The sequence below is a fragment of the Streptomyces sp. NPDC045968 genome (assembly GCF_056430475.1).
Genome location: NZ_JBWKLF010000003.1, coordinates 1 through 21,279, shown reverse-complemented (window position 1 = coordinate 21,279; position 21,279 = coordinate 1). Strand labels below are relative to the sequence as shown.

At 71.8% G+C, this 21,279-nt stretch carries 20 protein-coding genes; 12 read left to right on the top strand and 8 right to left on the bottom strand.

Features of this window, described 5'->3' with window-relative positions:
• Positions 1–15 precede the first annotated feature (15 nt).
• The 3 genes from AC07FA_RS09505 to AC07FA_RS09495 form a co-directional block, all read right to left on the bottom strand.
• Positions 16–759 carry a hypothetical protein gene (locus tag AC07FA_RS09505; protein ID WP_479074302.1) on the bottom strand — a complete coding sequence of 248 codons (744 nt, stop codon included), beginning with the start codon at positions 757–759 and terminating at the stop codon, positions 16–18.
• Positions 747–1,367 carry a SigE family RNA polymerase sigma factor gene (locus AC07FA_RS09500; RefSeq protein ID WP_479074300.1) on the bottom strand — a complete coding sequence of 207 codons (621 nt, stop codon included), beginning with the start codon at positions 1,365–1,367 and terminating at the stop codon, positions 747–749. The genes AC07FA_RS09505 and AC07FA_RS09500 overlap by 13 nt, the downstream gene beginning before the upstream one ends.
• Positions 1,368–1,508: 141 nt before the next feature.
• Positions 1,509–2,411 (bottom strand): HhH-GPD family protein, encoded by a 903-nt coding sequence (locus tag AC07FA_RS09495; protein WP_479074298.1) that lies wholly within the window; start codon positions 2,409–2,411, stop codon positions 1,509–1,511.
• 229 nt (positions 2,412–2,640) lie between these two features.
• Here AC07FA_RS09495 and AC07FA_RS09490 point away from each other — a divergent pair, with 229 nt between their 5' ends.
• The gene (locus tag AC07FA_RS09490; protein ID WP_479075151.1) at positions 2,641–3,456 is read left to right on the top strand and encodes a hypothetical protein; all 816 of its coding nucleotides are present in this window, start codon (positions 2,641–2,643) and stop codon (positions 3,454–3,456) included.
• A 73-nt stretch (positions 3,457–3,529) separates the two neighbouring features.
• On the opposite strand, the gene disA is transcribed toward AC07FA_RS09490, so the two are convergent.
• Both disA and radA read right to left on the bottom strand, forming a co-directional pair.
• Positions 3,530–4,654, bottom strand: coding sequence for a DNA integrity scanning diadenylate cyclase DisA (gene disA, locus AC07FA_RS09485; RefSeq protein ID WP_479074296.1), 1,125 nt, complete (start codon positions 4,652–4,654; stop codon positions 3,530–3,532).
• Positions 4,655–4,734: 80 nt separating this feature from the next.
• Entirely contained in the window at positions 4,735–6,147 is a 1,413-nt protein-coding gene (gene radA / locus AC07FA_RS09480; RefSeq protein WP_443037486.1) for a DNA repair protein RadA, read from the bottom strand.
• 172 nt (positions 6,148–6,319) lie between these two features.
• Between radA and AC07FA_RS09475 the strand changes: the two genes are divergently transcribed.
• Positions 6,320–8,119, top strand: a complete 1,800-nt coding sequence (locus AC07FA_RS09475) for a BACON domain-containing protein (protein WP_479074294.1) — start codon at positions 6,320–6,322, stop codon at positions 8,117–8,119.
• Positions 8,120–8,127: 8 nt separating this feature from the next.
• Here AC07FA_RS09475 and AC07FA_RS09470 read toward each other — a convergent pair whose 3' ends face one another.
• Positions 8,128–8,970 carry a DUF3109 family protein gene (locus AC07FA_RS09470; protein ID WP_479074292.1) on the bottom strand — a complete coding sequence of 281 codons (843 nt, stop codon included), beginning with the start codon at positions 8,968–8,970 and terminating at the stop codon, positions 8,128–8,130.
• A gap of 40 nt (positions 8,971–9,010) precedes the next feature.
• Between AC07FA_RS09470 and AC07FA_RS09465 the strand changes: the two genes are divergently transcribed.
• The 4 genes from AC07FA_RS09465 (at position 9,011) to ilvD (ending at position 13,479) form a co-directional block, all read left to right on the top strand.
• The gene (locus AC07FA_RS09465; protein WP_479074290.1) at positions 9,011–9,958 is read left to right on the top strand and encodes a Ppx/GppA family phosphatase; all 948 of its coding nucleotides are present in this window, start codon (positions 9,011–9,013) and stop codon (positions 9,956–9,958) included.
• A 120-nt stretch (positions 9,959–10,078) separates the two neighbouring features.
• Positions 10,079–10,888 (top strand): sugar phosphate isomerase/epimerase family protein, encoded by an 810-nt coding sequence (locus AC07FA_RS09460; RefSeq protein ID WP_479075150.1) that lies wholly within the window; start codon positions 10,079–10,081, stop codon positions 10,886–10,888.
• Positions 10,885–11,502: a TetR/AcrR family transcriptional regulator gene (locus AC07FA_RS09455; protein WP_479074288.1), complete on the top strand. Its 618-nt coding sequence runs from the start codon at positions 10,885–10,887 to the stop codon at positions 11,500–11,502. Before AC07FA_RS09460 ends, AC07FA_RS09455 begins: the two co-directional genes overlap by 4 nt.
• A gap of 126 nt (positions 11,503–11,628) precedes the next feature.
• Positions 11,629–13,479 carry a dihydroxy-acid dehydratase gene (gene ilvD / locus AC07FA_RS09450; protein ID WP_479074286.1) on the top strand — a complete coding sequence of 617 codons (1,851 nt, stop codon included), beginning with the start codon at positions 11,629–11,631 and terminating at the stop codon, positions 13,477–13,479.
• Between the two features lie 55 nt (positions 13,480–13,534).
• Here ilvD and AC07FA_RS09445 read toward each other — a convergent pair whose 3' ends face one another.
• A complete protein-coding gene (locus AC07FA_RS09445) occupies positions 13,535–15,745 on the bottom strand; it encodes a protein kinase domain-containing protein (protein WP_479074285.1) in 2,211 nt (736 codons plus the stop codon).
• A 129-nt stretch (positions 15,746–15,874) separates the two neighbouring features.
• Between AC07FA_RS09445 and AC07FA_RS09440 the strand changes: the two genes are divergently transcribed.
• The 5 genes from AC07FA_RS09440 (at position 15,875) to proC (ending at position 19,287) form a co-directional block, all read left to right on the top strand.
• Positions 15,875–16,171 carry an SH3 domain-containing protein gene (locus AC07FA_RS09440; RefSeq protein WP_479075148.1) on the top strand — a complete coding sequence of 99 codons (297 nt, stop codon included), beginning with the start codon at positions 15,875–15,877 and terminating at the stop codon, positions 16,169–16,171.
• Positions 16,172–16,234: 63 nt separating this feature from the next.
• Positions 16,235–16,771 carry a hypothetical protein gene (locus AC07FA_RS09435; RefSeq protein ID WP_479074284.1) on the top strand — a complete coding sequence of 179 codons (537 nt, stop codon included), beginning with the start codon at positions 16,235–16,237 and terminating at the stop codon, positions 16,769–16,771.
• A gap of 74 nt (positions 16,772–16,845) precedes the next feature.
• On the top strand, positions 16,846–17,658 hold the full coding sequence (locus AC07FA_RS09430; RefSeq protein ID WP_479074283.1) for an ABC transporter ATP-binding protein: 813 nt from the start codon (positions 16,846–16,848) through the stop codon (positions 17,656–17,658).
• Complete coding sequence (locus AC07FA_RS09425; RefSeq protein ID WP_479074282.1) at positions 17,655–18,416, top strand: ABC transporter permease; 762 nt, start codon at positions 17,655–17,657, stop codon at positions 18,414–18,416. Before AC07FA_RS09430 ends, AC07FA_RS09425 begins: the two co-directional genes overlap by 4 nt.
• A gap of 61 nt (positions 18,417–18,477) precedes the next feature.
• The gene (proC, locus tag AC07FA_RS09420) at positions 18,478–19,287 is read left to right on the top strand and encodes a pyrroline-5-carboxylate reductase (protein ID WP_479074281.1); all 810 of its coding nucleotides are present in this window, start codon (positions 18,478–18,480) and stop codon (positions 19,285–19,287) included.
• A 3-nt stretch (positions 19,288–19,290) separates the two neighbouring features.
• Here proC and AC07FA_RS09415 read toward each other — a convergent pair whose 3' ends face one another.
• Entirely contained in the window at positions 19,291–19,875 is a 585-nt protein-coding gene (locus tag AC07FA_RS09415; protein WP_479074279.1) for a cysteine hydrolase family protein, read from the bottom strand.
• Between the two features lie 73 nt (positions 19,876–19,948).
• On the opposite strand from AC07FA_RS09415, the gene AC07FA_RS09410 reads away from it, so the two are divergent.
• A complete protein-coding gene (locus tag AC07FA_RS09410; RefSeq protein ID WP_479074278.1) occupies positions 19,949–20,950 on the top strand; it encodes a GlxA family transcriptional regulator in 1,002 nt (333 codons plus the stop codon).
• The last annotated feature ends 329 nt before the right edge of the window (positions 20,951–21,279 follow it).

Genomic DNA, 21,279 nt, shown 5'->3' with positions numbered 1-21,279 from the left:
TCGGTCGGTTCTCGGTCAGTTCCTGGTCGGCTCCGCCGGCGTGGGGATCTCGCCGTCCCCGCTGCCGACGGCCCGGTTGAAGTCGTTGTGCACACGGTCGTGCTCGCTGAACCGGTCGTCCGCCCAGCGGTACGTGATCACTTCCTCGCCGGAGGGGTACGCGACCGAGTCCTTCGATCCGTACACCTGCGTCGTCACCACCAGATCACCGCGGTCGATCGTGCCGTAGACCGCGGGCATCTCGGCGGCGAAGACGTTCTCGTACGAGCCGTCGGACCGCGGCCGGTAGACATACGTGCCGATGCCCACCGAATCACCGCAGGTCATCACGTTGACCACGACATCGGCGGCCGGGCCGTCGGTCAGTGATCCGTACGAGGTGTCGACGGGGTACTCGTCCCCGGAGCAGGGCCTGAGGTCGGTCCTGACCCGCGCGCTCACCGCGGAATCCCGCTTCAGCAGCGCCACGGCGTTCACCCGCCGGGCGGGCTGCGCGGTCGTCGAGGGCGTGGCGAGCGAGGGCGTGACCTGGGCGACCGGCTGCGTACCGGCCGGCCCCTCGTCCCGGGTGCCCGTGCCGCCCGCGGAACAGCTGACGCCGAACAGTCCGAAGGCGGCGAGCCCGGCCATCGCCGTACTGCTCGCCGCCAGTCCGGCCCGGATTCCGTTGCGCCGGCGGGCCGTGCCGGCCGTTCCGCGACCGTCGTACGAGGCGCCGTCGCCGTCCGTGCCGTCACTGCTGCCTGTCAGGCCGCGCACCGCTCCCGCCCCCGCTCGTCGTGACGCCTGTCGTGCCGCGCCGGTGTGTGTGCGCGCACCGGCGACCCGGGCGTGCGACTCGCGGCTGCCTCGCGGCTGCGGGCCTCCCGGCTCGCCGCCTCGCGGCTCTCCAGTTCCTGGCGCAGTCGCGCCAGCGCCCGGTGCAGCGTGCTCTTCACCGTACCCGCCGACATACCGAGAGCAGCGGCCGTCTCCTCCGTGCTCATCTGCTCCCAGTGTCGCAGCACGACGACGCTGCGCTGCTTGGGAGCCAGTACGCCCAGGACGTCCATCAGCAGGGCACGGTCGGCGCGCTGGTCCGCTCCGTCCTCCACGCTCGCGTCGGGAAGCTGCTCGGTGGGGACCTCTTCGAGCTTGCGGGCCCGCCACCACTCCGTACGCGTGTTGATCATGACGCGGCGCAGATAGGCGTCGGCGAGGGACTTGTCGGCGATGCCGTCCCAGCGGCCGTACGTACGCACCAGAGCGGTCTGCAACAGGTCCTGCGCGTCCACAGGGTCGGGGACGAGACGCCGGGCACTGCGCAGCAGGGCATCCTGCCGGGTGCGTACGTAGTCCTCGAATGCGAGCACCTCGCCCTGCGCCATTACAACCGCCTCCGTCCCCGTGGATCCCCGTCTCACTGCTGTCGCAGACGCTACGGAGGCGTTGTCACGAGGCTGTCCGGAGCAGCCATACGCGGACGCACGGCTGCCCATCGGTTGTGTAACAGCGCGGACCGCCGGGGCTCAGGTCAGCGGCAGCCGGTACTGGCCGTCCGGCAGCGGTTCGACCAGACCGTCGGCGACCAGGCCGTCGAGTGCCCGGGCACGCTGCACGGGCTCGTCCCACACGGCATCGAGCGCGGACTGGGCGACCGGCGCCACCGCCTCACGCAGAACGGCCAGCAGCCGCCCCCGTACCTGCCGGTCCGTACCGGCGTACGTCTGGCCCCGGCGCGGCGGCCCCTGGTGTGCGGGTTTCCCGGCCAGCAGCCAGGCGCACTGACCGGAGATGGGGCACCGCGCGCAGTCCTCGTTCTTCGCGGTGCACACCAGCGCGCCGAGCTCCATCGTGGCCGCGGCCCAGCGGGCCGCGCGCTCCTCCTCCTCGGGGAGCAGCGCCCGGGCGAGCTTGCGCTCGGCGGCGGTGGTCGCGTTCGGCGGGTACTGGATGCCGGTCGCGGCGCGGGCGAACACCCGGCGGACGTTCGTATCGAGCACCGCGTGCCGTTGGCCGTACGCGAACGAGGCCACGGCCGCCGCCGTGTACTCGCCGATGCCGGGCAGGGCCAGCAGCTGGTTGTGCTCGCTCGGCACGTCGCCGCCGTGCCGTTCCGTTATCGCCTGCGCGGCCCCGTGCAGGCGCAGGGCCCGGCGGGGATAGCCGAGGCGGCCCCAGGCGCGGACCGCTTCACCGGGGGCGTCGGCGGCCAGGTCGGCGGGGCGCGGCCAGCGGGCAAGCCACTGCTCGTACACGGGGAGGACTCGGCTCACCGGGGTCTGCTGCAGCATGAACTCGCTCACCATCACGCCCCAGGCGCCCGCTTCGGGGCGGCGCCAGGGGAGATCGCGGGCGTGCTGCTCGAACCACCCGATGACGGGGGTGTGGAGGGATGCGGGGGGCGTGTGTGTGGAAGTCGTCGCAGTCATCGCACCGACGATCCTGGCACGGAAGGCGGGGCGATGGTCACGGCCGCAGGGGTGTCGTCCTTCCGGAGGCCCCACGGAGTGACGACGCCACCCGTTCTGTCCCCTGTGCCCGTCTCGGGAGCCGTCCTCGCGGCACGCCGTGATGATGATCGGCAAAACTTGACGATCAGAGCGGCGGGTGGGGCGGGAGTTGGGCCCGATCTCTCGTAGAGTTTGCGCCGTGGGATCTATGCGCAATCCGGTCGGGCCGCTTCCCTCCTCCATCTACTGGCGACGGAGGGCAGTCGCGGCATCGCTGATCGCGCTGCTCGCCTTGCTGATCGTATGGGCCGTCACCTCCGGTGGGGGCAACGGGGACAGCGGCGACGCCAAGGCCAAAGGACCTGATCCCGCACCCTCGATCACCCCCGGCCCCTCGGGTTCGGGGCCCGCGATCAGCCAACAGCCGGGCGGACGCGACGAGTCCGGCTCGGACGGAAGCAACGGCGACACGGACCCGGGCGCCACGGGCGGAACGGACACAGCGGGTTCCGGCGGTTCCGCTGGTTCTGCCGGCTCCGACGGTGACACGACGGCCGGGGCGGACTCGGCCGGATCGGGCGGCGTCCCGGCCGCCGAGCGGGTGCCGGCCGGCTCACCGCTCCCCGACTGCAAGCCCGCGGCGCTCACGCTGAGCCTGAAGACGGAGGTCAGCTACGGCCCCGACGACGAGCCGGTGTTCCAGCTGATCGCCAAGAACACCTCGGCCACCGCCTGCAAGGCGGACTTCGGCCCGAAGAACACGGTGCTCACCATCACCGAGGCGGGTGGCGAGGACGACCGGATCTGGTCGTCCGAGGACTGCCCGGCCGCTCCGGGCCACCTTTTCCTGAAGGTCCCCGCCGGCGCGACGGTCGTCCACACGGTGGAGTGGGACCGCGAGAAGAGCACCCCCGAGTGCGCTTCGGCCCCCACGAAGAAGGCAGGCCCCGGGACGTATCTCCTTGAGGCCAGGTCCCCGGGCGAACCGCTCCAGCGGGCATCCTTCGTCCTGCCGAAGGACTAGCTCACCAAGCCCGTCCGGCGTGCGGGGACGGAGAGACGGCCGCCGGACGCACCGGCACCCGCCCCGCCCCCACCTAGACGTACCGCTCGAGAATCGAAGACTCCGCCAGCCGCGAAAGACCCTCGCGCACACTCCGCGCCCGCGCCTCCCCGACCCCGTCGACCGTCTGAAGGTCGTCCACGCTCGCGGCAAGCAGCTTCTGCAGACCACCGAAGTGCTCCACCAGCCGCTCGATGATCGCCCCCGGCAGCCTCGGCACCTTCGCCAGCAGCCGGAATCCTCGCGGCGACACCGCCGAGTCCAGCGTCTCCGGCGAGCCGCTGTACCCCAACGCCCGCGCCACGACCGGCAGTTCCAGCAGTTCCGTATGGGACAGCGCGTCCAGCTCGGTCAGTGCCTCGGCGACCGTACGGGATCGTTTCGCCGTCGGCTCCGGCACATAGTCGCGTACGACAAGCTCCCGCTCCGGCTCCACGCCCGCGATCAGCTCGTCCAGCTGGAGGGAGAGGAGCCGGCCGTCGGTGCCCAGCTCCACCACGTACTCGGCGATCTCCGTAGCGATCCGGCGGACCATCTCCAGGCGCTGCGCGACAGCCGTCACGTCCCGGACGGTCACCAGGTCCTCGATCTCCAGGGCGGAGAGCGTGCCCGCGACCTCGTCCAGCCGGAGCTTGTACCGCTCCAGCGTGGCGAGCGCCTGGTTGGCGCGCGACAGGATCGCGGAGGACTCCTCCAGCACCCGGCGCTCCCCGTCCACGTACAGCGCGATCAGCCGCATCGACTGGGAGACCGACACGACCGGGAAGACGCAGGCCTTCGAGACCCGGTCCGCCGTGCGGTGACGGGTGCCGGTCTCCTCCGTGGGGATCGACGCGTCCGGGACCAGCTGCACGCCGGCCCGGAGGATCTTCGTCATGTCCTTGTCCAGGATCAGCGCCCCGTCGAGCTTGCACAGCTCACGCAGTCGCGTCGCCGTGAACTCCACGTCCAGCACGAATCCACCGGTACACATGGATTCGACGGTTTTGTCCATGCCGAGGACGATCAGCCCGCCGGTGTTGCCCCGGAGGATGCGCTCCAGGCCGTCCCGCAGGGCCATTCCGGGCGCGACCGCGCTCAACGAGGCGCGCATCAGCGCCTCGTTACCGGTGCCTTGGCCGGACTTTCCGGGCGATGCTGCCCGGTCGTTGGCTGCCACTGCACTCCTCCGGTCACAGGTTTGCGGTGCCCTTGCGTCCCTCATACCGTTCGTACGGGCGGGCGAGACCAGGGCAAAGTCTACCGGCGCGCATTGTCCTCCTGTGGTCCGTCCGGACGAGACCGGCGCGGGAGCACTCTGAGGGCATCGCCCATGTCGGCGACTTCCGTGACCTTCATACCGGACGGCACCTTCCCCGGGTCGCTCGGCACGAGCGCGTGCGTGAACCCGAGGCGATACGCCTCGGCCAGCCTGCGCTGCACCCCCGTCACCCGTCTGACCTCGCCCGCGAGGCCCACTTCGCCGATCGCGACGAGGTTCTTGGGGAGCGGGGTGTCGCTCGCCGCACTGGCCAGGGCCAGGGCGATCGCCAGGTCCGCCGCGGGCTCGGTCAGCTTCACACCGCCGACCGTCGCGCTGTAGATGTCCCGCTTGCCGAGCGCGCTGATCCGCCCCCGCTGCTCCAGCACCGCCAGCATCATCGACACCCGGGACGTCTCCAGACCGGAGGTCGTGCGCCGGGGCGAAGGGATCTGCGAATCGACCGTCAGCGCCTGCACCTCGGCGACCAGGGGCCGCTTGCCCTCCAGCGTGACCGTCAGGCAGGTGCCCGGAACCGGCGCGTCACGACGGGTGAGGAAGAGGCCGGAGGGGTCGGCGAGACCCGTGATCCCCTCGTCGTGGAGCTCGAAACAGCCGACCTCGTCCGTCGCCCCGTAGCGGTTCTTGACGCCCCGGACGAGACGGAGGCGGGCATGGCGGTCGCCCTCGAAGGACAGCACCACATCGACGAGGTGCTCCAGGAGCCGCGGCCCGGCGATCGCGCCGTCCTTGGTGACATGGCCGACCAGCAGCGTCGCCATCCCGCGCTCCTTGGAGGCCCGGATGAGCGCCCCGGCCACCTCCCGGACCTGCGCCATACCGCCGGGCGCGCCCTCGATCTCGGGCGAGGCCACGGTCTGTACGGAGTCGAGGACGAGCAGGGACGGCTTGACCGCGTCCAGGTGGCCGAGCACGGCGGACAGGTCGGTCTCCGCCGCGAGGTAGAGGTGGTCGTTGATCGCCTTGATCCGGTCGGCGCGCATCCGGACCTGACTCGCGGACTCCTCGGCCGTGACGTACAGCGTGCGGTGGTCCTCGGAGGCCGCCTTGGCCGCCACGTCCAGCAGCAGCGTCGACTTCCCGACACCCGGCTCGCCCGCGAGCAGCACGACGGCGCCCGGCACGAGCCCCCCGCCCAGGACACGGTCGAGCTCGCCGACACCGGTCGAGCGGGCGGTCGCCTGGCGGCTGTCCACCTGGCCGATCGGGACGGCGGCGGTGGAGACCCGGCCGGCCGCCGTCGTGCGCACGGCAGGGGCGCCGCCGAATTCCTCGACCGTCCCCCATGCCTGGCATTCGGGGCAGCGGCCGAGCCACTTGGCGGTCGTCCAGCCGCACTCGGTGCAGCGGTAGGACGGCCGGTCCTTCGCGGATTTCGTACGGGCAGCCATGGCGCCACCGTATAGGTGAGGTCTGACAGCGCCGACCGGCGCAGGGGCGCGCGTGGGGGCTTCCGCCAGAAACCGGAATTGCTGTCCTCTTTTGAGGGATACGTTCACCCGTAAGGATTAAATGTGGTCAAGAGGTGCTAAGGGTGTGCCTTCGCCTGCCTACGGTCGCCACGTGACGAGCACCAGGCTGGAGACCCCCACACACACCACCGGCGCACACCGGGCGCACCGCCGCCCTCCCCACGCGTCGGCACAGCGACCGCCCGCACGTTACGAGCCCTACCTCGACGGACTGTTCACCTACTGCCTCTCCGTCCTGTGCGATCACGAGGCGGCGACCGAGGCGCTCGGCGCGGTCCTCGTCGTGGCCGAACGGCAGGACAGCCGGTGCCCGGCGGACGAGGAGGAACGTAAATCCTGGCTGTACGCCCTGGCCAGATGGATGTGCCTGCGCACGCTCTCCGAGCAGAAGCGCGGCCGCCAGGCCCACCGCCTCCCGGCCAAAGGGGCCAAAGGAGCCAAGGGGGGCGCGCGCGCCACCCGACGCACGCCAGGAAGCGCACCGGAAGCCCCCGCTCCCGCCCCCGCCGGTCCGGAGGAAGCGGCCGTCCCGGCGCCCTCCGAATCCCCCGCCGCGGAAGCCCGCCGCCGCGAACTCGCCCAGCTGGCCTGGCCCGAGGCAGCGGGCACCACCCCCGAACAGCGCGAAGCACTCGAACTCGCGGTACGCCACCGGCTTACCCCGCGCGCCGTCGCCGCCGTCCTCGGCCTCGAACCCGTCGTCGCCCGGGAGCTCCTGGCCGCCGCGGCCTGCGAGGTGGAGCGGACCCGGGCCGCCCTCGCCGTCGTCGAGACCGGCAACTGTCCCACCGTCGCCCGGCTCACCGGCGACCACCAGGTCCTGCTCTCCGCCGCGCTGCGCCGCGAGCTCGTCCGGCACGTCGACGACTGCCCCCGCTGCCGCCGCGCCGCCGAACGGGCCGGCGCCGCGGGCCCCTGGCCCGGCGCGGCCGTCAGCCCCACCGCCGCGCTCCCGGTCGTCGAGGCGCCGCTCCCCTCCGTCCAGGTCGCCATGGCCCTCGCCCAGCGGTCCCGCTCGGGCGGCCCGCGCTTCGACCGGACGGGCTTCCCGCTGGACCCCAAGGACCACGCGGCCCGCCGGGACCGGCTGCGCGCCCGGGTCCTGACGACCACGGTGGTCGCGACCGTCGTCGCCGCACCCGTCATCGCCCTGTGGGCCGCCTACCGGGGGGCGCCGCAGACGGGGGAGGGCCATGCCGGTTCCTCGGTCGCGGCGACGGAGAGGGAGGGCGCGGGCGGCTTCGAGGGCGAGGCGTACGACCACTACGAGAACGCGGGCAACGCCCGCCCCGGCAAGAACGGCCGCTCCACGCCCGGCGCCCGTACGCCGGACGTCTCGGCCGAGGTGATCAGCACCGGCGGGCGGCACGGCCCCGGCAGCCTGGTCGTCACGGCCCGCACGTCCGGCGACCTCACGACGATCACGCTGACGGCCTCCGGCAGCGAACCCGTCTCCTGGTCCGCCTGGGTGGACGCGCCCTGGCTCCACCTCAGCAGTACGTCCGGCACGCTGGCCCCCGGCCGCAGCGTCACGATCCGCGTCTCCGTGAACCACGCGGCCGAGCCGGACGGGCCGTGGCGGGCACGGGTCGGCCTCGACCCCGAAGGGTCCGTCGTCGTGATCGACGGGTACGGGGCCACGGCGCCGCCGCCCGGCGACCCGACCGGCCCCTCGAAGCCCACCCCGTCCGTACCGGCGGAACCGTCCGAGCCGCCGCCGACGACCCCCGCGCCCACACCCACGGACCCGGCGCCGTCACCCGACCCCACGCCGACGCCCACGGACCCGGCCCCGACGGAGCCGACCGACCCGCCGTCGCCGGGCCCGAGCGACCCCACCACGCCCACGGACCCGGGGGCGGGCCCCACGAGCCCGGACCCGGCGGGCTGAAGCCCCCGTCAGCCCGTCGGGTCGGCCGGGTGCGGAGCCATCGGCAGCAGCGAGGACAACCGCTCCTCGCACAGCTCGACCAAGCGGTCGTACGCCTGCTTGCCCATCAGCTCGACGAGCTCCGGACGGTAGGACACGTACACCGGGTCACCGGCCCCGTGCGCCGAGGTCGCCGAGGTGCACCACCAGTGCAGGTCGTGACCACCCGGGCCCCAGCCCCTGCGGTCGTACTCCCCGATCGAGACCTGGAGCACCCGGGTGTCGTCGGGGCGGTCGATCCAGTCGTACGTACGCCGGATCGGCAGCTGCCAGCACACGTCCGGCTTGGTTTCGAGGGGCTCCTTGCCCTCCCGCAGCGCCAGGATGTGCAGGGAGCAGCCGGCGCCGGCCGGGAAACCGGGCCGGTTCTGGAAGATGCAGGAGCCCTCCCAGCGCCGGGTCTGCCGTTCGCCGTCCTCGTCGATGCCGACCCAGCCCGTCTCCGTACCGACGTCGTGGAACTGCCACAGATCCGGAGTCAGCCGGGCCACGTGCCCGGCCACCCGCTTCTCGTCGTCCTCGTCGGAGAAGTGGGCGCCCAGCGTGCAGCACCCGTCGTCCGCGCGGCCCGCCTGGATGCCCTGGCAGCCGCTGCCGAAGATGCAGCTCCACCTGGAGGTGAGCCAGGTCAGGTCGCAGCGGAAGATCTGCTCGTCGTCCGCCGGGTCCGGGAACTCCACCCAGGCCCGTGCGAAGTCGATGCCCGTCTCGTCCGGCCTGGCGGGCCCCTGCGCTTCCGGCTGCTGCGTCTCCCGCTTCATTTTCTGCTTCTTAGTTGCTTTGTCCGGCTTCGCCTTTTTCGTCTTTGGCACGCGCCAAGAGTAAGTCCGTCGGAGCAGTAGCGTTCCGGGTATGAGACTCGGAGTCCTCGACGTGGGGTCGAACACGGTTCATCTGCTGGTGGTGGATGCCCACCCCGGCGCCCGCCCGCTGCCCGCGCACTCGCACAAGGCCGAGCTGCGGCTTGCCGAGCTCCTCGACGAGGACGGGGCGATCGGCCCGCTGGGCGTGGACCGGCTCGTGTCGACGATCGCCGGTGCCGTGCAGGCCGCCGAGGACAAGGGCTGCGAGGACGTGCTGCCCTTCGCCACCTCCGCCGTACGGGAAGCGACCAACGCCGACGCGGTGCTGGCGCGGGTGCGGGACGAGACCGGCGTCGACCTCGCCGTCCTCAGCGGTGAGGAGGAGGCGCGCCTCACCTTCCTCGCGGCCCGCCGCTGGTTCGGCTGGTCGGCGGGGAAGCTGCTCGTCCTGGACATCGGCGGGGGCTCGCTGGAGGTCGCGTTCGGTTTGGACGAGGAGCCCGACGCCGCGGTGTCGCTGCCGCTGGGGGCGGGGCGCCTGACGGCGGCCTGGCTGCCCAGCGACCCGGCGGACCCGCTGGAGGTGAAGGCGCTGCGCCGCCACGTGCGGGCCGGCATCGCCCGGAGCGTCGGCGTGTTCACCCGGTTCGGCGGCCCCGACCATGTCGTCGGCACCTCCAAGACCTTCAAGCAGCTCGCCAGGATCACGGGCGCCGCCCGTTCCACGGAGGGTCTGTACGTACAGCGCGTCCTCACCCGCAAGGCGCTGGAGGAGTGGGTCCCGAAGCTGGCGGCGATGACCGTCGAGCAGCGGGGCAACCTGCCCGGCGTCTCCGAGGGGCGGTCCGCGCAGCTGCTGGCCGGGGCGCTGGTCGCCGAGGGGGCGATGGACCTGTTCGGTGTCGAGGAGCTGGAGATCTGCCCCTGGGCGCTGCGCGAGGGCGTCATCCTGCGCCGGCTGGACCACCTCCCGGCCGAACAGGTCGCGCTGAACTGACGGCGCCGGCCGGGGCCGGGCGCCGGTAGGCCCATCCGTCATGGCCCTGGTCACTTTCGGTCAAGATCCCGTGGCGACGCGCACCGCTGCCCGTACCCTGTTCTGGTGGCAGAACCAGTGGTGCGCGTACCGGATGCGAAGGTCGCGCTGTCGACTGCTTCGGTCTATCCGGAGTCGACGGCGACGGCCTTCGAGATCGCCGCGCGCCTGGGCTACGACGGCGTCGAGATCATGGTCTGGACCGACCCGGTCAGCCAGGACATCGAGGCGTTGAAGCGGCTCTCGGACTACCACCAGGTGCCGATCCTGGCGGTGCACGCCCCCTGCCTGCTCATCACGCAGCGGGTCTGGTCCACCGACCCGTGGGTGAAGCTCCAGCGGGCGAAGGCGGCGGCGGAGAAGCTCGGGGCGTCGACCGTCGTCGTGCACCCGCCGTTCCGTTGGCAGCGCAACTACGCACGCGACTTCGTCACCGGCATCTGGCGCATGGCCGACGAGACGGACGTCCGGTTCGCCGTCGAGAACATGTACCCGTGGCGCTACCGGGACCGCGAGATGCTCGCGTACGCCCCCGACTGGGACGTCACCAACGACGACTACCGGCATTTCACGGTGGACCTCTCGCACACCGCGACCGCCCGCACCGACGGGCTGGCCATGGTCGACCGGATGGGCGACCGGCTCGCCCACGTCCACCTCGCCGACGGCAAGGGGTCGAGCAAGGACGAGCACCTGGTGCCGGGCCGCGGCGACCAGCCCTGCGCGGAGCTGCTGGAGCGGCTGGCCCGCACCTCCTTCGCCGGCCATGTCGTCATCGAGGTCAACACCCGCCGCGCCATGTCCTCCGCCGAACGCGAGGCCGACCTCGCGGAGGCGCTGGCCTTCACCCGACTGCACCTGGCCTCGTCCGCGCGGGCCCCCCGCGCATGACACCGGAGGCCCCCGCCCCCCGCCGAAGGGGCCGTCCCGCGCGTACGACGGAGGGCGCCGGCCCCGACGCCCGTACCCGCATCCTCGAAGCCGCCCGCACCGAATTCGCCGAGCGCGGCTACGACAAGACCTCGATCCGGGGCATCGCCAAGGCGGCGGACGTGGACGCCGCACTCGTCCACCACTACTTCGGTACGAAGGACGAGGTCTTCGCGGCCGCCATCGAGGTCTCCTTCGAACCGGCACTGGTGATCCCCGCGGTCCTCGGCGGTTCGACGGACGGCCTGGGGGAGCGGCTGGCCCGCTACTTCATCTCCGTATGGGAGAACCCCGCGACCCGGGCCCCGCTGCTGGCGATCATCCGCTCCGCCCTCACCCACGAGACGGCGGCGAAGGTGCTGCGCGGCTTCGTGCTGAGGCGGCTGCTGGAGCGGATCGCGGCGGAGCTGGACGTACCCGATCCGACCTTCCGCGCGGAGCTGGCCGCCTCGCACATGATCGGTATCGCGATCCTGCGGTACGTGATCCAGGCCGAGCCGCTGGCGTCGGCCGACCCGGAGAAGATCATCGAGATGGTGGCGCCGACGCTCCAGCGATATCTGACGGCACCCTGACCCGGTCGTCCCGGCCGGCCGCTCACCCACCGAGCACCCCATCCCGCATTCCGGACACTCTGTCCAGATCTTGGAGCCGAGGGCGTACGCTCGGAGACAGTCTTTTCCGTCGAAGGAGCGAGCGCGATGCCACAGCTGAGGTCCCGCACTGTCACCCACGGCCGCAACATGGCGGGCGCCCGCGCCCTTATGCGGGCCTCGGGCGTAGCGAGCGAGGACATCGGCAAGCCGATCGTCGCGGTGGCCAACTCCTTCACCGAGTTCGTCCCCGGCCACACCCACCTCGCCCCCGTCGGCCGTATCGTCTCCGAGGCGATCAAGGCGGCGGGCGCGGTGCCGCGCGAGTTCAACACGATCGCCGTCGACGACGGCATCGCGATGGGCCACGGAGGCATGCTCTACAGCCTCCCGTCCCGCGACCTGATCGCCGACTCCGTCGAGTACATGGTCGAGGCGCACTGCGCGGACGCGCTCATCTGCATCTCCAACTGCGACAAGATCACGCCCGGCATGCTGATGGCGGCTCTCCGCCTCAACATCCCCACGGTCTTCGTCTCCGGCGGCCCGATGGAGGCCGGCAAGGCCACCCTCGTCGACGGCACGGTCCGCAGCCTCGACCTGGTCGACGCGATGTCCGAAGCGGTCAACGACAAGATCTCGGACGAGGACATCCTCCGTATCGAGGAGAACGCCTGTCCGACCTGCGGCAGCTGTTCCGGCATGTTCACCGCCAACTCGATGAACTGCCTCGCCGAGGCCATCGGCCTGGCCCTGCCCGGCAACGGCTCGGTCCTCGCCACGCACACCGCCCGCAAGGCGCTGTACGAGGACGCCGGCCGCACGGTCGTGGAGATCACCAAGCGCCACTACGAGCAGGACGACGAGACGGTCCTTCCCCGGAGCATCGCCTCGCGCGCCGCCTTCGAGAACGCCATGGCCCTGGACATCGCCATGGGCGGTTCCACCAACACGATCCTGCACCTGCTGGCCGCCGCGCAGGAGGCCGAGCTCGACTTCGGCCTCCCTGAGATGGACGAGATCTCGCGCCGCGTCCCCTGTCTCGCGAAGGTCGCGCCGAACGTGGCGCCCGGTGGCACGTACTACATGGAGGACATCCACCGGGCGGGCGGCATCCCCGCCATCCTCGGTGAGCTCAGCCGCGGTGGCCTTCTCAACGAGGACGTGCACTCCGTCCACTCCGACTCCCTCGCGGACTGGCTCAAGTCCTGGGACGTGCGGGGCGGCTCCCCGTCCCCCGAGGCGATCGAGCTGTGGCACGCGGCCCCCGGCTGCGTCCGCTCCGCGACCGCCTTCTCGCAGTCCGAGCGCTGGGACACCCTCGATGTCGACGCCGAGGGCGGCTGCATCCGCTCGGTGGAGCACGCCTACTCCAAGGACGGCGGCCTCGCGGTCCTCAAGGGCAACCTCGCGGTCGACGGCTGTGTCGTGAAGACGGCCGGTGTGGACGAATCGATCTGGACCTTCGAGGGCCCGGCCGTGGTCTGCGAGTCCCAGGACGAGGCGGTGGACAAGATCCTCCGCAAGGAGATCACGCACGGCGACGTCGTCGTCATCCGTTACGAGGGCCCGCGCGGCGGCCCCGGCATGCAGGAGATGCTCTACCCGACCTCGTTCCTGAAGGGCCGTGGTCTCGGCAAGACCTGCGCCCTCGTCACGGACGGCCGCTTCTCCGGCGGTACGTCGGGTCTCTCCATCGGCCACGCCTCCCCGGAGGCGGCGTCGGGCGGCACCATCGCGCTCGTCGAGGACGGCGACCGGATCAGGATCGACATCCCGAACCGTTCCATCGAGCTCCTCGTCCCCGAAGCCGAGCTGGCCACCCGCCGCGAAGCGCTGAACGGGGTGTACGCGCCGAAGAACCGCGAGCGCAAGGTCTCGGCCGCCCTGCGCGCGTACGCGGCGATGGCGACGAGCGCGGACCGGGGCGCCGTGCGCGACGTCTCCAAGCTCGGCTGAACGGCCTGACCGTTCCACGGCCCTGGGCACCGGTCACCGACCGGCTCCCAGGGCCTCACCAGTCCGCGGGACTACGCCCGTCGACAGCGAATACGGAACCGTCGGGGGACGTCCCGTACACGGTCTCCCCGATGGCCACGGGGGCAGGCAGCGCCGAGGCGTACGCGAGCTTTCCCGCCCGCAGCCTGGGGCGGGTCTGGCCCAGCAGCGCACCGCGCTTCGCGTCGACAGCCAGCAGCCGCCCGTCGGCCGCCGAGAAGCACAGCCGGTTCCCGCCTGTGAGTACGGGCGGCGAGGTCCGCCCGGCCGAGGTCTCCAGGCGCCACAGCTCGGCCTTCCGGCCCGCCGGGTCCGCAGCACCGCCGGCGCGGGTGTCCATGGCGAGCAGCGTTCCGCCCCGCGCGAGCAGATAGGCCGTGTCCCCGCCCATCACCACTTCCGGTTCGTTCATGCGGAAGGGCAGTGAAAGCCGCGTGACCGCCGTGCGCGCCGGCTCGTAGCGGACGAGCGCCACGGTCTGGGCCTCCTCGTTCATGGCCGTCAGCACCAGCGCACCGCCCGGCGCGCCCACCGGCGTGAGCGTCCCGGACAGCCGGTGCTGCCACGCGGTGCGCCCCGTAGCCGCTTCGAGCGCCGTGACCAGGGTCGTGGCGCCGTCGGCCGCGTGCTCGAAGGCGTACGCGAGCCCGGACTCCTCGTCGTACAGGGCGTAGTCGGGCCGCAGGTGACCGGGCACCGCCCGCACCCACCGGGACGCCCCGGTCCTGGCATCCAGCCCTTCGGCGGTGCCGTTCTCCCGGGTCATCAGCAGCGTGTCCCCCGCCGAGAAGGGAACACCGAGGTACCCGGACAGGTCCTTGTCCCAGAGTTCCGTGCCCTTGTCCGCGTCGTACGCCCGGAGCTTCTCACCGGGATCGGAGGCGTGTACGACTCCGATCGGCAGCGCCCCCACCGACGGCGTCTCCCCGGAGGACTCCCGATGGGACCAGGCCACCCGGCCGTCCACCGGATCGAGTCGCGCCGTACCGAATCCGGCAGCCGCGCAGTACAGCCCGTCGCCGGCCCGCGAACAGGCGGGCGTCGACCCGCCCGGCGAGGGCAACGGCGTCACCCACGGCACGAAAGCAGCAGTCACCACGCCCTTGCCGCCCTCCGCGCCCGCCGGACCGCCCGGAGTCCCGTCCCCGTCCCGGAGAGCGACCGCCCCCGCGCCCCCGGCGGTCAGGACGAGCAGCGCCGCGCCGACCACCGCCCACCGCGACCGCAGGCCCCCGCGCTTCGGCGACCGCGCAGAACCCGCACCGGACGCCCGTACATGCGTCTCCGTCTCGGGCCCCGGCCCCGTCTCCGAGCCGGAGCCCGGCCCCAACGCCCGCGCGGACCCGGGCGCCGCGGCCGCCCGGCGCTGCGACGGTATGAACGCGGCGGCGTCGTACGACGGAGGGTGCAGCGCGAGCGCCGCCATGATCTCGTCCGGAGTGGGCCGCTCCGCGGGGTCCTTGGCCAGGCACCGCGCGACCAGCGGCGACAGATCCGACGGCACCCCGGCGAGATCGGCCTCGTCGTGCACCACCTGGTAGGCCACGATGTACGGACTGTCGGAGTCGAAGGGCCCCCGGCCGGTCGAGGCGTGGACCAGCACGGCCCCCAGAGCGAACACGTCCGCCGCCGGCCCGACCTCGCGGGGCCGCTGGAACTGTTCGGGTGCCATGTACGGCGGCGAGCCGATCAGCTTCCCGGTCTCCGTGCGCAGATCGCTGTCGTACGGCCGGGAGATCCCGAAGTCGATGACCTTGGGCCCCGAGTCGGAGAGCAGCACGTTGCTCGGCTTGAGGTCGCGGTGGATGACCCCGGCCCGGTGGATGTCGCGCAGCGCCTCGGCCAGCCCCGCGGTGAGCCTGCGGAGCTCGGCGGGGGCCAGCGGCCCGTTCCGCTTCACCTGCTCGGAGAGCGTCGGGCCGGGTACGTACAGCGTGGCCATCCAGGGCAGCGCGGCGGTCGGATCGGCATCGACGACCGGCGCGGTGAACGCGCCGCTGACCCGTCGGGCCGCCGCCACCTCCTGCCGGAAACGCGCCCGGAACTCCGGGTCCGCCGCATGCTGCCGGTGCACGATCTTCACCGCGAGCTGGAGCCCGGACGCGGAGCGCGCCAGGTGCACCACACCCATGCCACCCGCTCCGAGACGTGCTTCGAGCCGGTACTGCCCGGCGTACTCAGGATGCTCCGCTTCCGGATCGAATCCGGCCCCTCGCAGCGGCGGCATCGCCCACCCCCGTGTGTTCGTGCGCAAGCGCGACGCACGGAGCCTAGTCGATGGTGTGTGCGATCGGCGTGGGGCTTGTTAGCCTGCGCGTCGCATGCACTGTTTCCAACGGGGGAGGGCCTTATGGCCATGGAAGAGAACGCCGTCGCGGAGAGCGTGACACTGGCGTCGGACGGCGTGACCCGCTATCCGATCGCACCGGGATACCGGGTCAATGTCCGACGCGGACCGGGCACGAAGTACGGCATCGTCCGGACGCTGCCATACGGAATGAGCGTCCCGGTCTACTGCCAGAAGCCGGGGGAGCGGGTCACCGGCCCCTACGGCACCACCAGCCTCTGGGACAACATCGCCGACGGCGAGTTCGTCTCGGACGCCTACGTCAAGACCGGCAGTGACGGGTACGTCGCCCCGCGCTGCGACTGACCGCCCGATCGTCCCCGCGCCGCGACCGGCGGTTGCCGGCGCGGCGCGGGGATAATCGACCTCGTGAGCGAGAACAGCGAGAACAGCGCAGCACCCGGTCCCGGCCCCAAGTCCTCCGACGCCACCGCGCCCGGCCCGCGGCCCGAGCCCATCCGATTCTTCGGTACGACCTGGGTCAGCCATGACGGCGGCTACGGGCTGCGCCGAGCCGGCGTCGCCGCCGGATCGCTCGCCGCGGCCGTCGCCGCCTGCTTCGTACTCCGCTTCGCCTACCAGGGCCTGGAGATCGCGGACGTCGGCAGTTTCGTCGGCATCCTGGTCGTCCTGATGTTCGCGGTCTGCAGCGCGATCGCCTTCCGCAAGACCTGGGAGGGCTTCGGCCGTCGGCCGGAGGACCCTGCCCGCGAGGACAATCTGCGCGGCCTCAAGTCCATCGGCTTCGTCGGCTCGCTGCTCGCCTATTTCTTCCGCTCGCTCACGGAGGCCCCGGGCGAGAAGCTGCGGCGTACGGAGTACGACACCGCGCTCGCCCAGTACGCGAAGCGCCGCTCGTCCCGTACGGGAAACCCGGCGGCCCGCAAGCGCCCCAAGCGCAGGTAACCCGCCCCCCCCGCGACGCCCACGCACCTGCCGATCCCTTGACGGGGGACTCCGCCGGGACAAAAATTCATCACATGATGAATTCGCTGCGCGCCGATAGCCCCGAACCCCCCGAAGGACCCCCCGGCCCCGCCGTCGAAGCCCGCGACCTCACCGTCGTACGTGGCGACCGCACCGTCCTGCGCGGCCTCGGCTTCACCGTCGAACCCGGCAGGATCACCGGCCTCCTCGGCCCCTCCGGCTGCGGCAAATCCACCCTGATGCGCGCCGTCGTCGGCACCCAGGCCCAGGTCACCGGCACCCTCCACGTCCTCGGCCACCCGGCAGGCCACCCCGCGCTCCGCCCACGCATCGGCTACGTCACCCAGGCCCCGTCCGTCTACACCGACCTCACCGTCCGGCAGAACCTGGACTACTTCGCGGCCGTCCTCCAGCCCGGCCGCCCCCACCGCGGCGCCCGCCGCGATGCCGTCACCCGAGCCATCGACGACGTCGACCTCGCCTCCCACGCGGACGCCCTCGCCGGCACGCTCTCCGGCGGCCAGCTCAGCCGCGTCTCGCTCGCCGTCGCCCTCCTCGGCACGCCCGAACTCCTGGTCCTCGACGAACCGACCGTCGGACTCGACCCCGTCCTGCGCCGCGACCTGTGGAACCTCTTTCACACCCTCGCCGGCGACCGGGGCACGACGATCCTCGTCTCCTCCCACGTCATGGACGAGGCCGAGCGCTGCCACCGGCTCCTCCTGATGCGCGAAGGCGACATCCTCGCCGCGGACACCCCCGCGGCCCTGCGCACCCGCACCGGCTCCGCCACCGTCGAGGAAGCCTTCCTCCACCTGGTCGACGACGCATCCGCGACCGCCACCCGCCAGGAGGCGACCCGATGAGCACCACCGTTCCACGCGCGCTGACCCCCGCCCGCACCACGGCCACGGCCACCCGCGTCCTGCGCCAGCTCCGTCACGACCCCCGCACCATCGCGCTGCTGCTGCTCATCCCGGTCCTGATGATCACGCTGCTCCGGTACGTCTTCGACGGCAGCCCGCAGACCTTCGACTCCATCGGCGCCTCACTGCTCGGCATCTTCCCGCTGATCACGATGTTCCTGGTGACCTCGATCGCCACCCTGCGCGAACGCACCTCCGGCACCCTCGAACGTCTCCTCGCCATGCCCCTCGGCAAGGGAGACCTGATCGCCGGCTACGCACTGGCCTTCGGTACGGTCGCCGTCGCCCAGTCCCTCCTGGCCACCGCGCTCTCCGTCTGGGTGCTCGGCCTCGACGTCATCGGCTCGCCGTGGCTGCTGCTCCTGGTCGCGCTCCTCGACGCCCTGCTCGGCACGGCCCTCGGCCTGTTCGTCTCCGCCTTCGCCGCGTCCGAGTTCCAGGCCGTCCAGTTCATGCCGGCCGTGATCTTCCCGCAGCTGCTCCTCTGCGGCCTGTTCACCCCGCGGGACCAGATGGCCCCCGTGCTCGAAGGGATCTCGAACGTCCTGCCCATGTCCTACGCCGTCGACGGAATGAACGAGGTCCTCCTCCACACCGACATCACCGCCGACTTCGTCCGGGACATCCTCGTGGTCGCGGGCTGCGCGCTGCTCGTCCTCTGCCTGGGCGCGGCCACACTCCGCCGCCGCACGGCCTGACGACCCGATGCGAGGATGACGACGAGAACGACGAACAGAGCACCGCCCGGAGGGTGAACCCATGACCCAGACAGTCGCAGTCCTCGGCACAGGCAAGATCGGCGAGGCACTGCTCAGCGGCATGATCCGGGCGGGCTGGCGCCCGGCCGACCTCCTGGTGACCGCGCGCCGCTCGGAGCGCGCCGAAGAACTCCGCACCAGGTACGGCGTCGAGCCGGTCACCAACGCCGAAGCCGCCAAGAGCGCCGACACGCTCATCCTCGCGGTCAAGCCGCAGGACATGGGCAAGCTCCTCGACGAACTGGCCCCCCACCTCACCCCCGACCGCCTGGTCATCAGCGCCGCGGCGGGCATCACGACCGCGTTCATCGAGGAACGCCTCACCCCGGACACCCCGGTCGTACGCGTCATGCCGAACACCCCCGTCCTGGTGGACGAGGGCATGTCCGTCATCTCGGGAGGCAGCGAAGCCACCCCCGCGCACCTCGCCCACACCGAGGAGATCTTCGGCAGCGTGGGCAAGACACTCCGCGTCCCCGAATCCCAGCAGGACGCCTGCACGGCCCTCTCCGGCTCGGGTCCCGCGTACTTCTACTTCCTCGTCGAGGCGATGACCGACGCCGGAATCCTCCTCGGCCTGCCCCGCGCCCAGGCCCACGACCTGATCGTCCAGGCCGCCATCGGCGCCGCCGTCATGCTCCGTGACAGCGGCGAACACCCGGTCAAGCTCCGCGAAGCCGTCACCAGCCCCGCCGGCACCACCATCAGCGCCATCCGGGAGCTGGAGAACCACGGTGTACGGGCCGCCCTCATCGCCGCCCTCGAAGCCGCCCGGGACCGAAGCCGCGAACTCGCCTCCGGCAACGGCTGAGCCTCAGACCGCAGCCGCCACCAGCTCCGCGCTCCGCACCACCCGCGCGAACCCACCGCCGTGCAACGACACGGCGGTGGCGCGCGCCAGCTCCTCGGCGCCGAGCGTCCACCCCCAGGGCCCCGCCAGGTCGAAGGTGTACGTGGCGTCCAGCGCGAAGAACACCTCGTATCCGAGGTTCCCGCCCATCCGCGCCGTCGTCTCCGCGCACATATTGGTCTGGATCCCGGCCACGACGATCTGGCGCACTCCGCTTTCCCGCAGCCAGGAATCCAGATCGGGCGCCCCGTAGAAGGCGGAGTTCACGCTCTTCGTCACCAAGAGCTCAGGCCCGCCCCCCTTCCCCCGCCGCTCCTCCACATAACTCTTGAAGCCGTTCCCGGAATACCCCGCCCGCAGCGGCGAATCGGGGTTGGGCGAGTCATGCCGTACGAAGACGACGGGCCGCCCGCTCGTCTGCCAGGCGTCGATCAGCCCGGCGATGTTCCGATCCGCGTCCGGATTGTTCCGGGGCCCCCAGTACGCCCCCTCCTCGAACCCTTCCTGCACGTCCACCACAACCAGCGCCGCGTTCTCCGAAATCTCCATGCCCTGATCGTCCGTCCTGGCACGCCGCCCACCCAGACCCACAAAAGCCATCGATCGATGATTTACTGCCAGCATGGCCGCCACGACGCGCATCGCACTCCTCGCCTTCCCCGGCATCAGAGCCTTCGACGTCTCCGTCATCACGGAGGTCTGGGGCGTGGACCGCACCGACCGCGGCGTACCCGCGTTCGACCTGCGCCGCACCGCGGCGGACCCCGCCCCCGTCCAGCTGCGCGGCGGCCTGACCCTCAGCCCGGACCGCACCCTCGCCTGGCTGGCCCGCGCCGACCTGATCGTGGTCCCCGGCCTCGACGACCACGTGACTCCCGCCCCTGCCCCGGTCCTCGACGCCCTCCGCCGCGCGCACGCGGCCGGCACCCCGATCGCCGCGCTCTGCGGAGGAGCGTTCACCCTGGCCCAGGCCGGTCTGCTGGACGGCCGCCAGGCAGTCACCCACTGGAACCTCACCGGCCTCCTCCGCACCCACCACCCCCACGTCACGGTGGTCCAGGACGCCCTGTTCCTCCACGACGACAACATCTGGACCTCGGCCGGCACCGCGGCCGGTATCGACCTCTGCCTCCATCTGATCCGCACCACGCATGGCGCCGAAGCCGCGGCCACGATCGCCCGCTCGATGGTCACGGCCCCGTTCCGCACCGGAACCCAGGCCCAGTTCATCGAGCACCCCACCCCTCATACCGACCGCGACGCCGACACCCTCGCCTCGGTACGCGCCCACGCCCTGACCCACTTGGCCGAACCCCATACGGTCGCGTCCCTGGCCGGCCACGCGGGAATGTCCCCGCGCTCCTTCGCCCGCCATTTCCAGGCGACCACCGGGACGACGCCCCTGCGCTGGCTGATCACCCAGCGCATCGCCGCAGCCCAGAGGCTCCTGGAGCGCACGGACCTCCCCCTCCCCGAAGTGGCCCGCCGCACGGGGTTCGGCAGCGAGATCACCATGCGGCAGCACTTCGCGACCCACCTCTCCACCAGCCCCCGCGACTACCGCCTGGCCTTCCACGACGCCGTGCCCCGGCCGGGGGTTGACACGCCCCGCACAGATACGTAATGTGCTCCGAGTTGTCCGACGTGAGCGCCGACCCCGGTCGGTCCCCGGACAGCCATTCCGCAAGAACCACTCGAAGCGAGCGACAGTTGTCGCACCGTTTTCTGTGCGCATTTGCGAAATGAGGAATCCGCGTTCGAACGAGCGTGACCCGATTAGCGTCGGGGCCCGGGATTCGCTAAAGTCTCACTCGTCGGAACGGCCCAACGGCCGGGAAGACAGCCCCACTGACTGGGAATCAGGCCCGAAAGGATCTGATAGAGTCGGACTCGCCGGAAAGGGAAACGCGAAAGCGAAGAACTGGAAAGCGAAACCCGCTTCGACCGGGAATC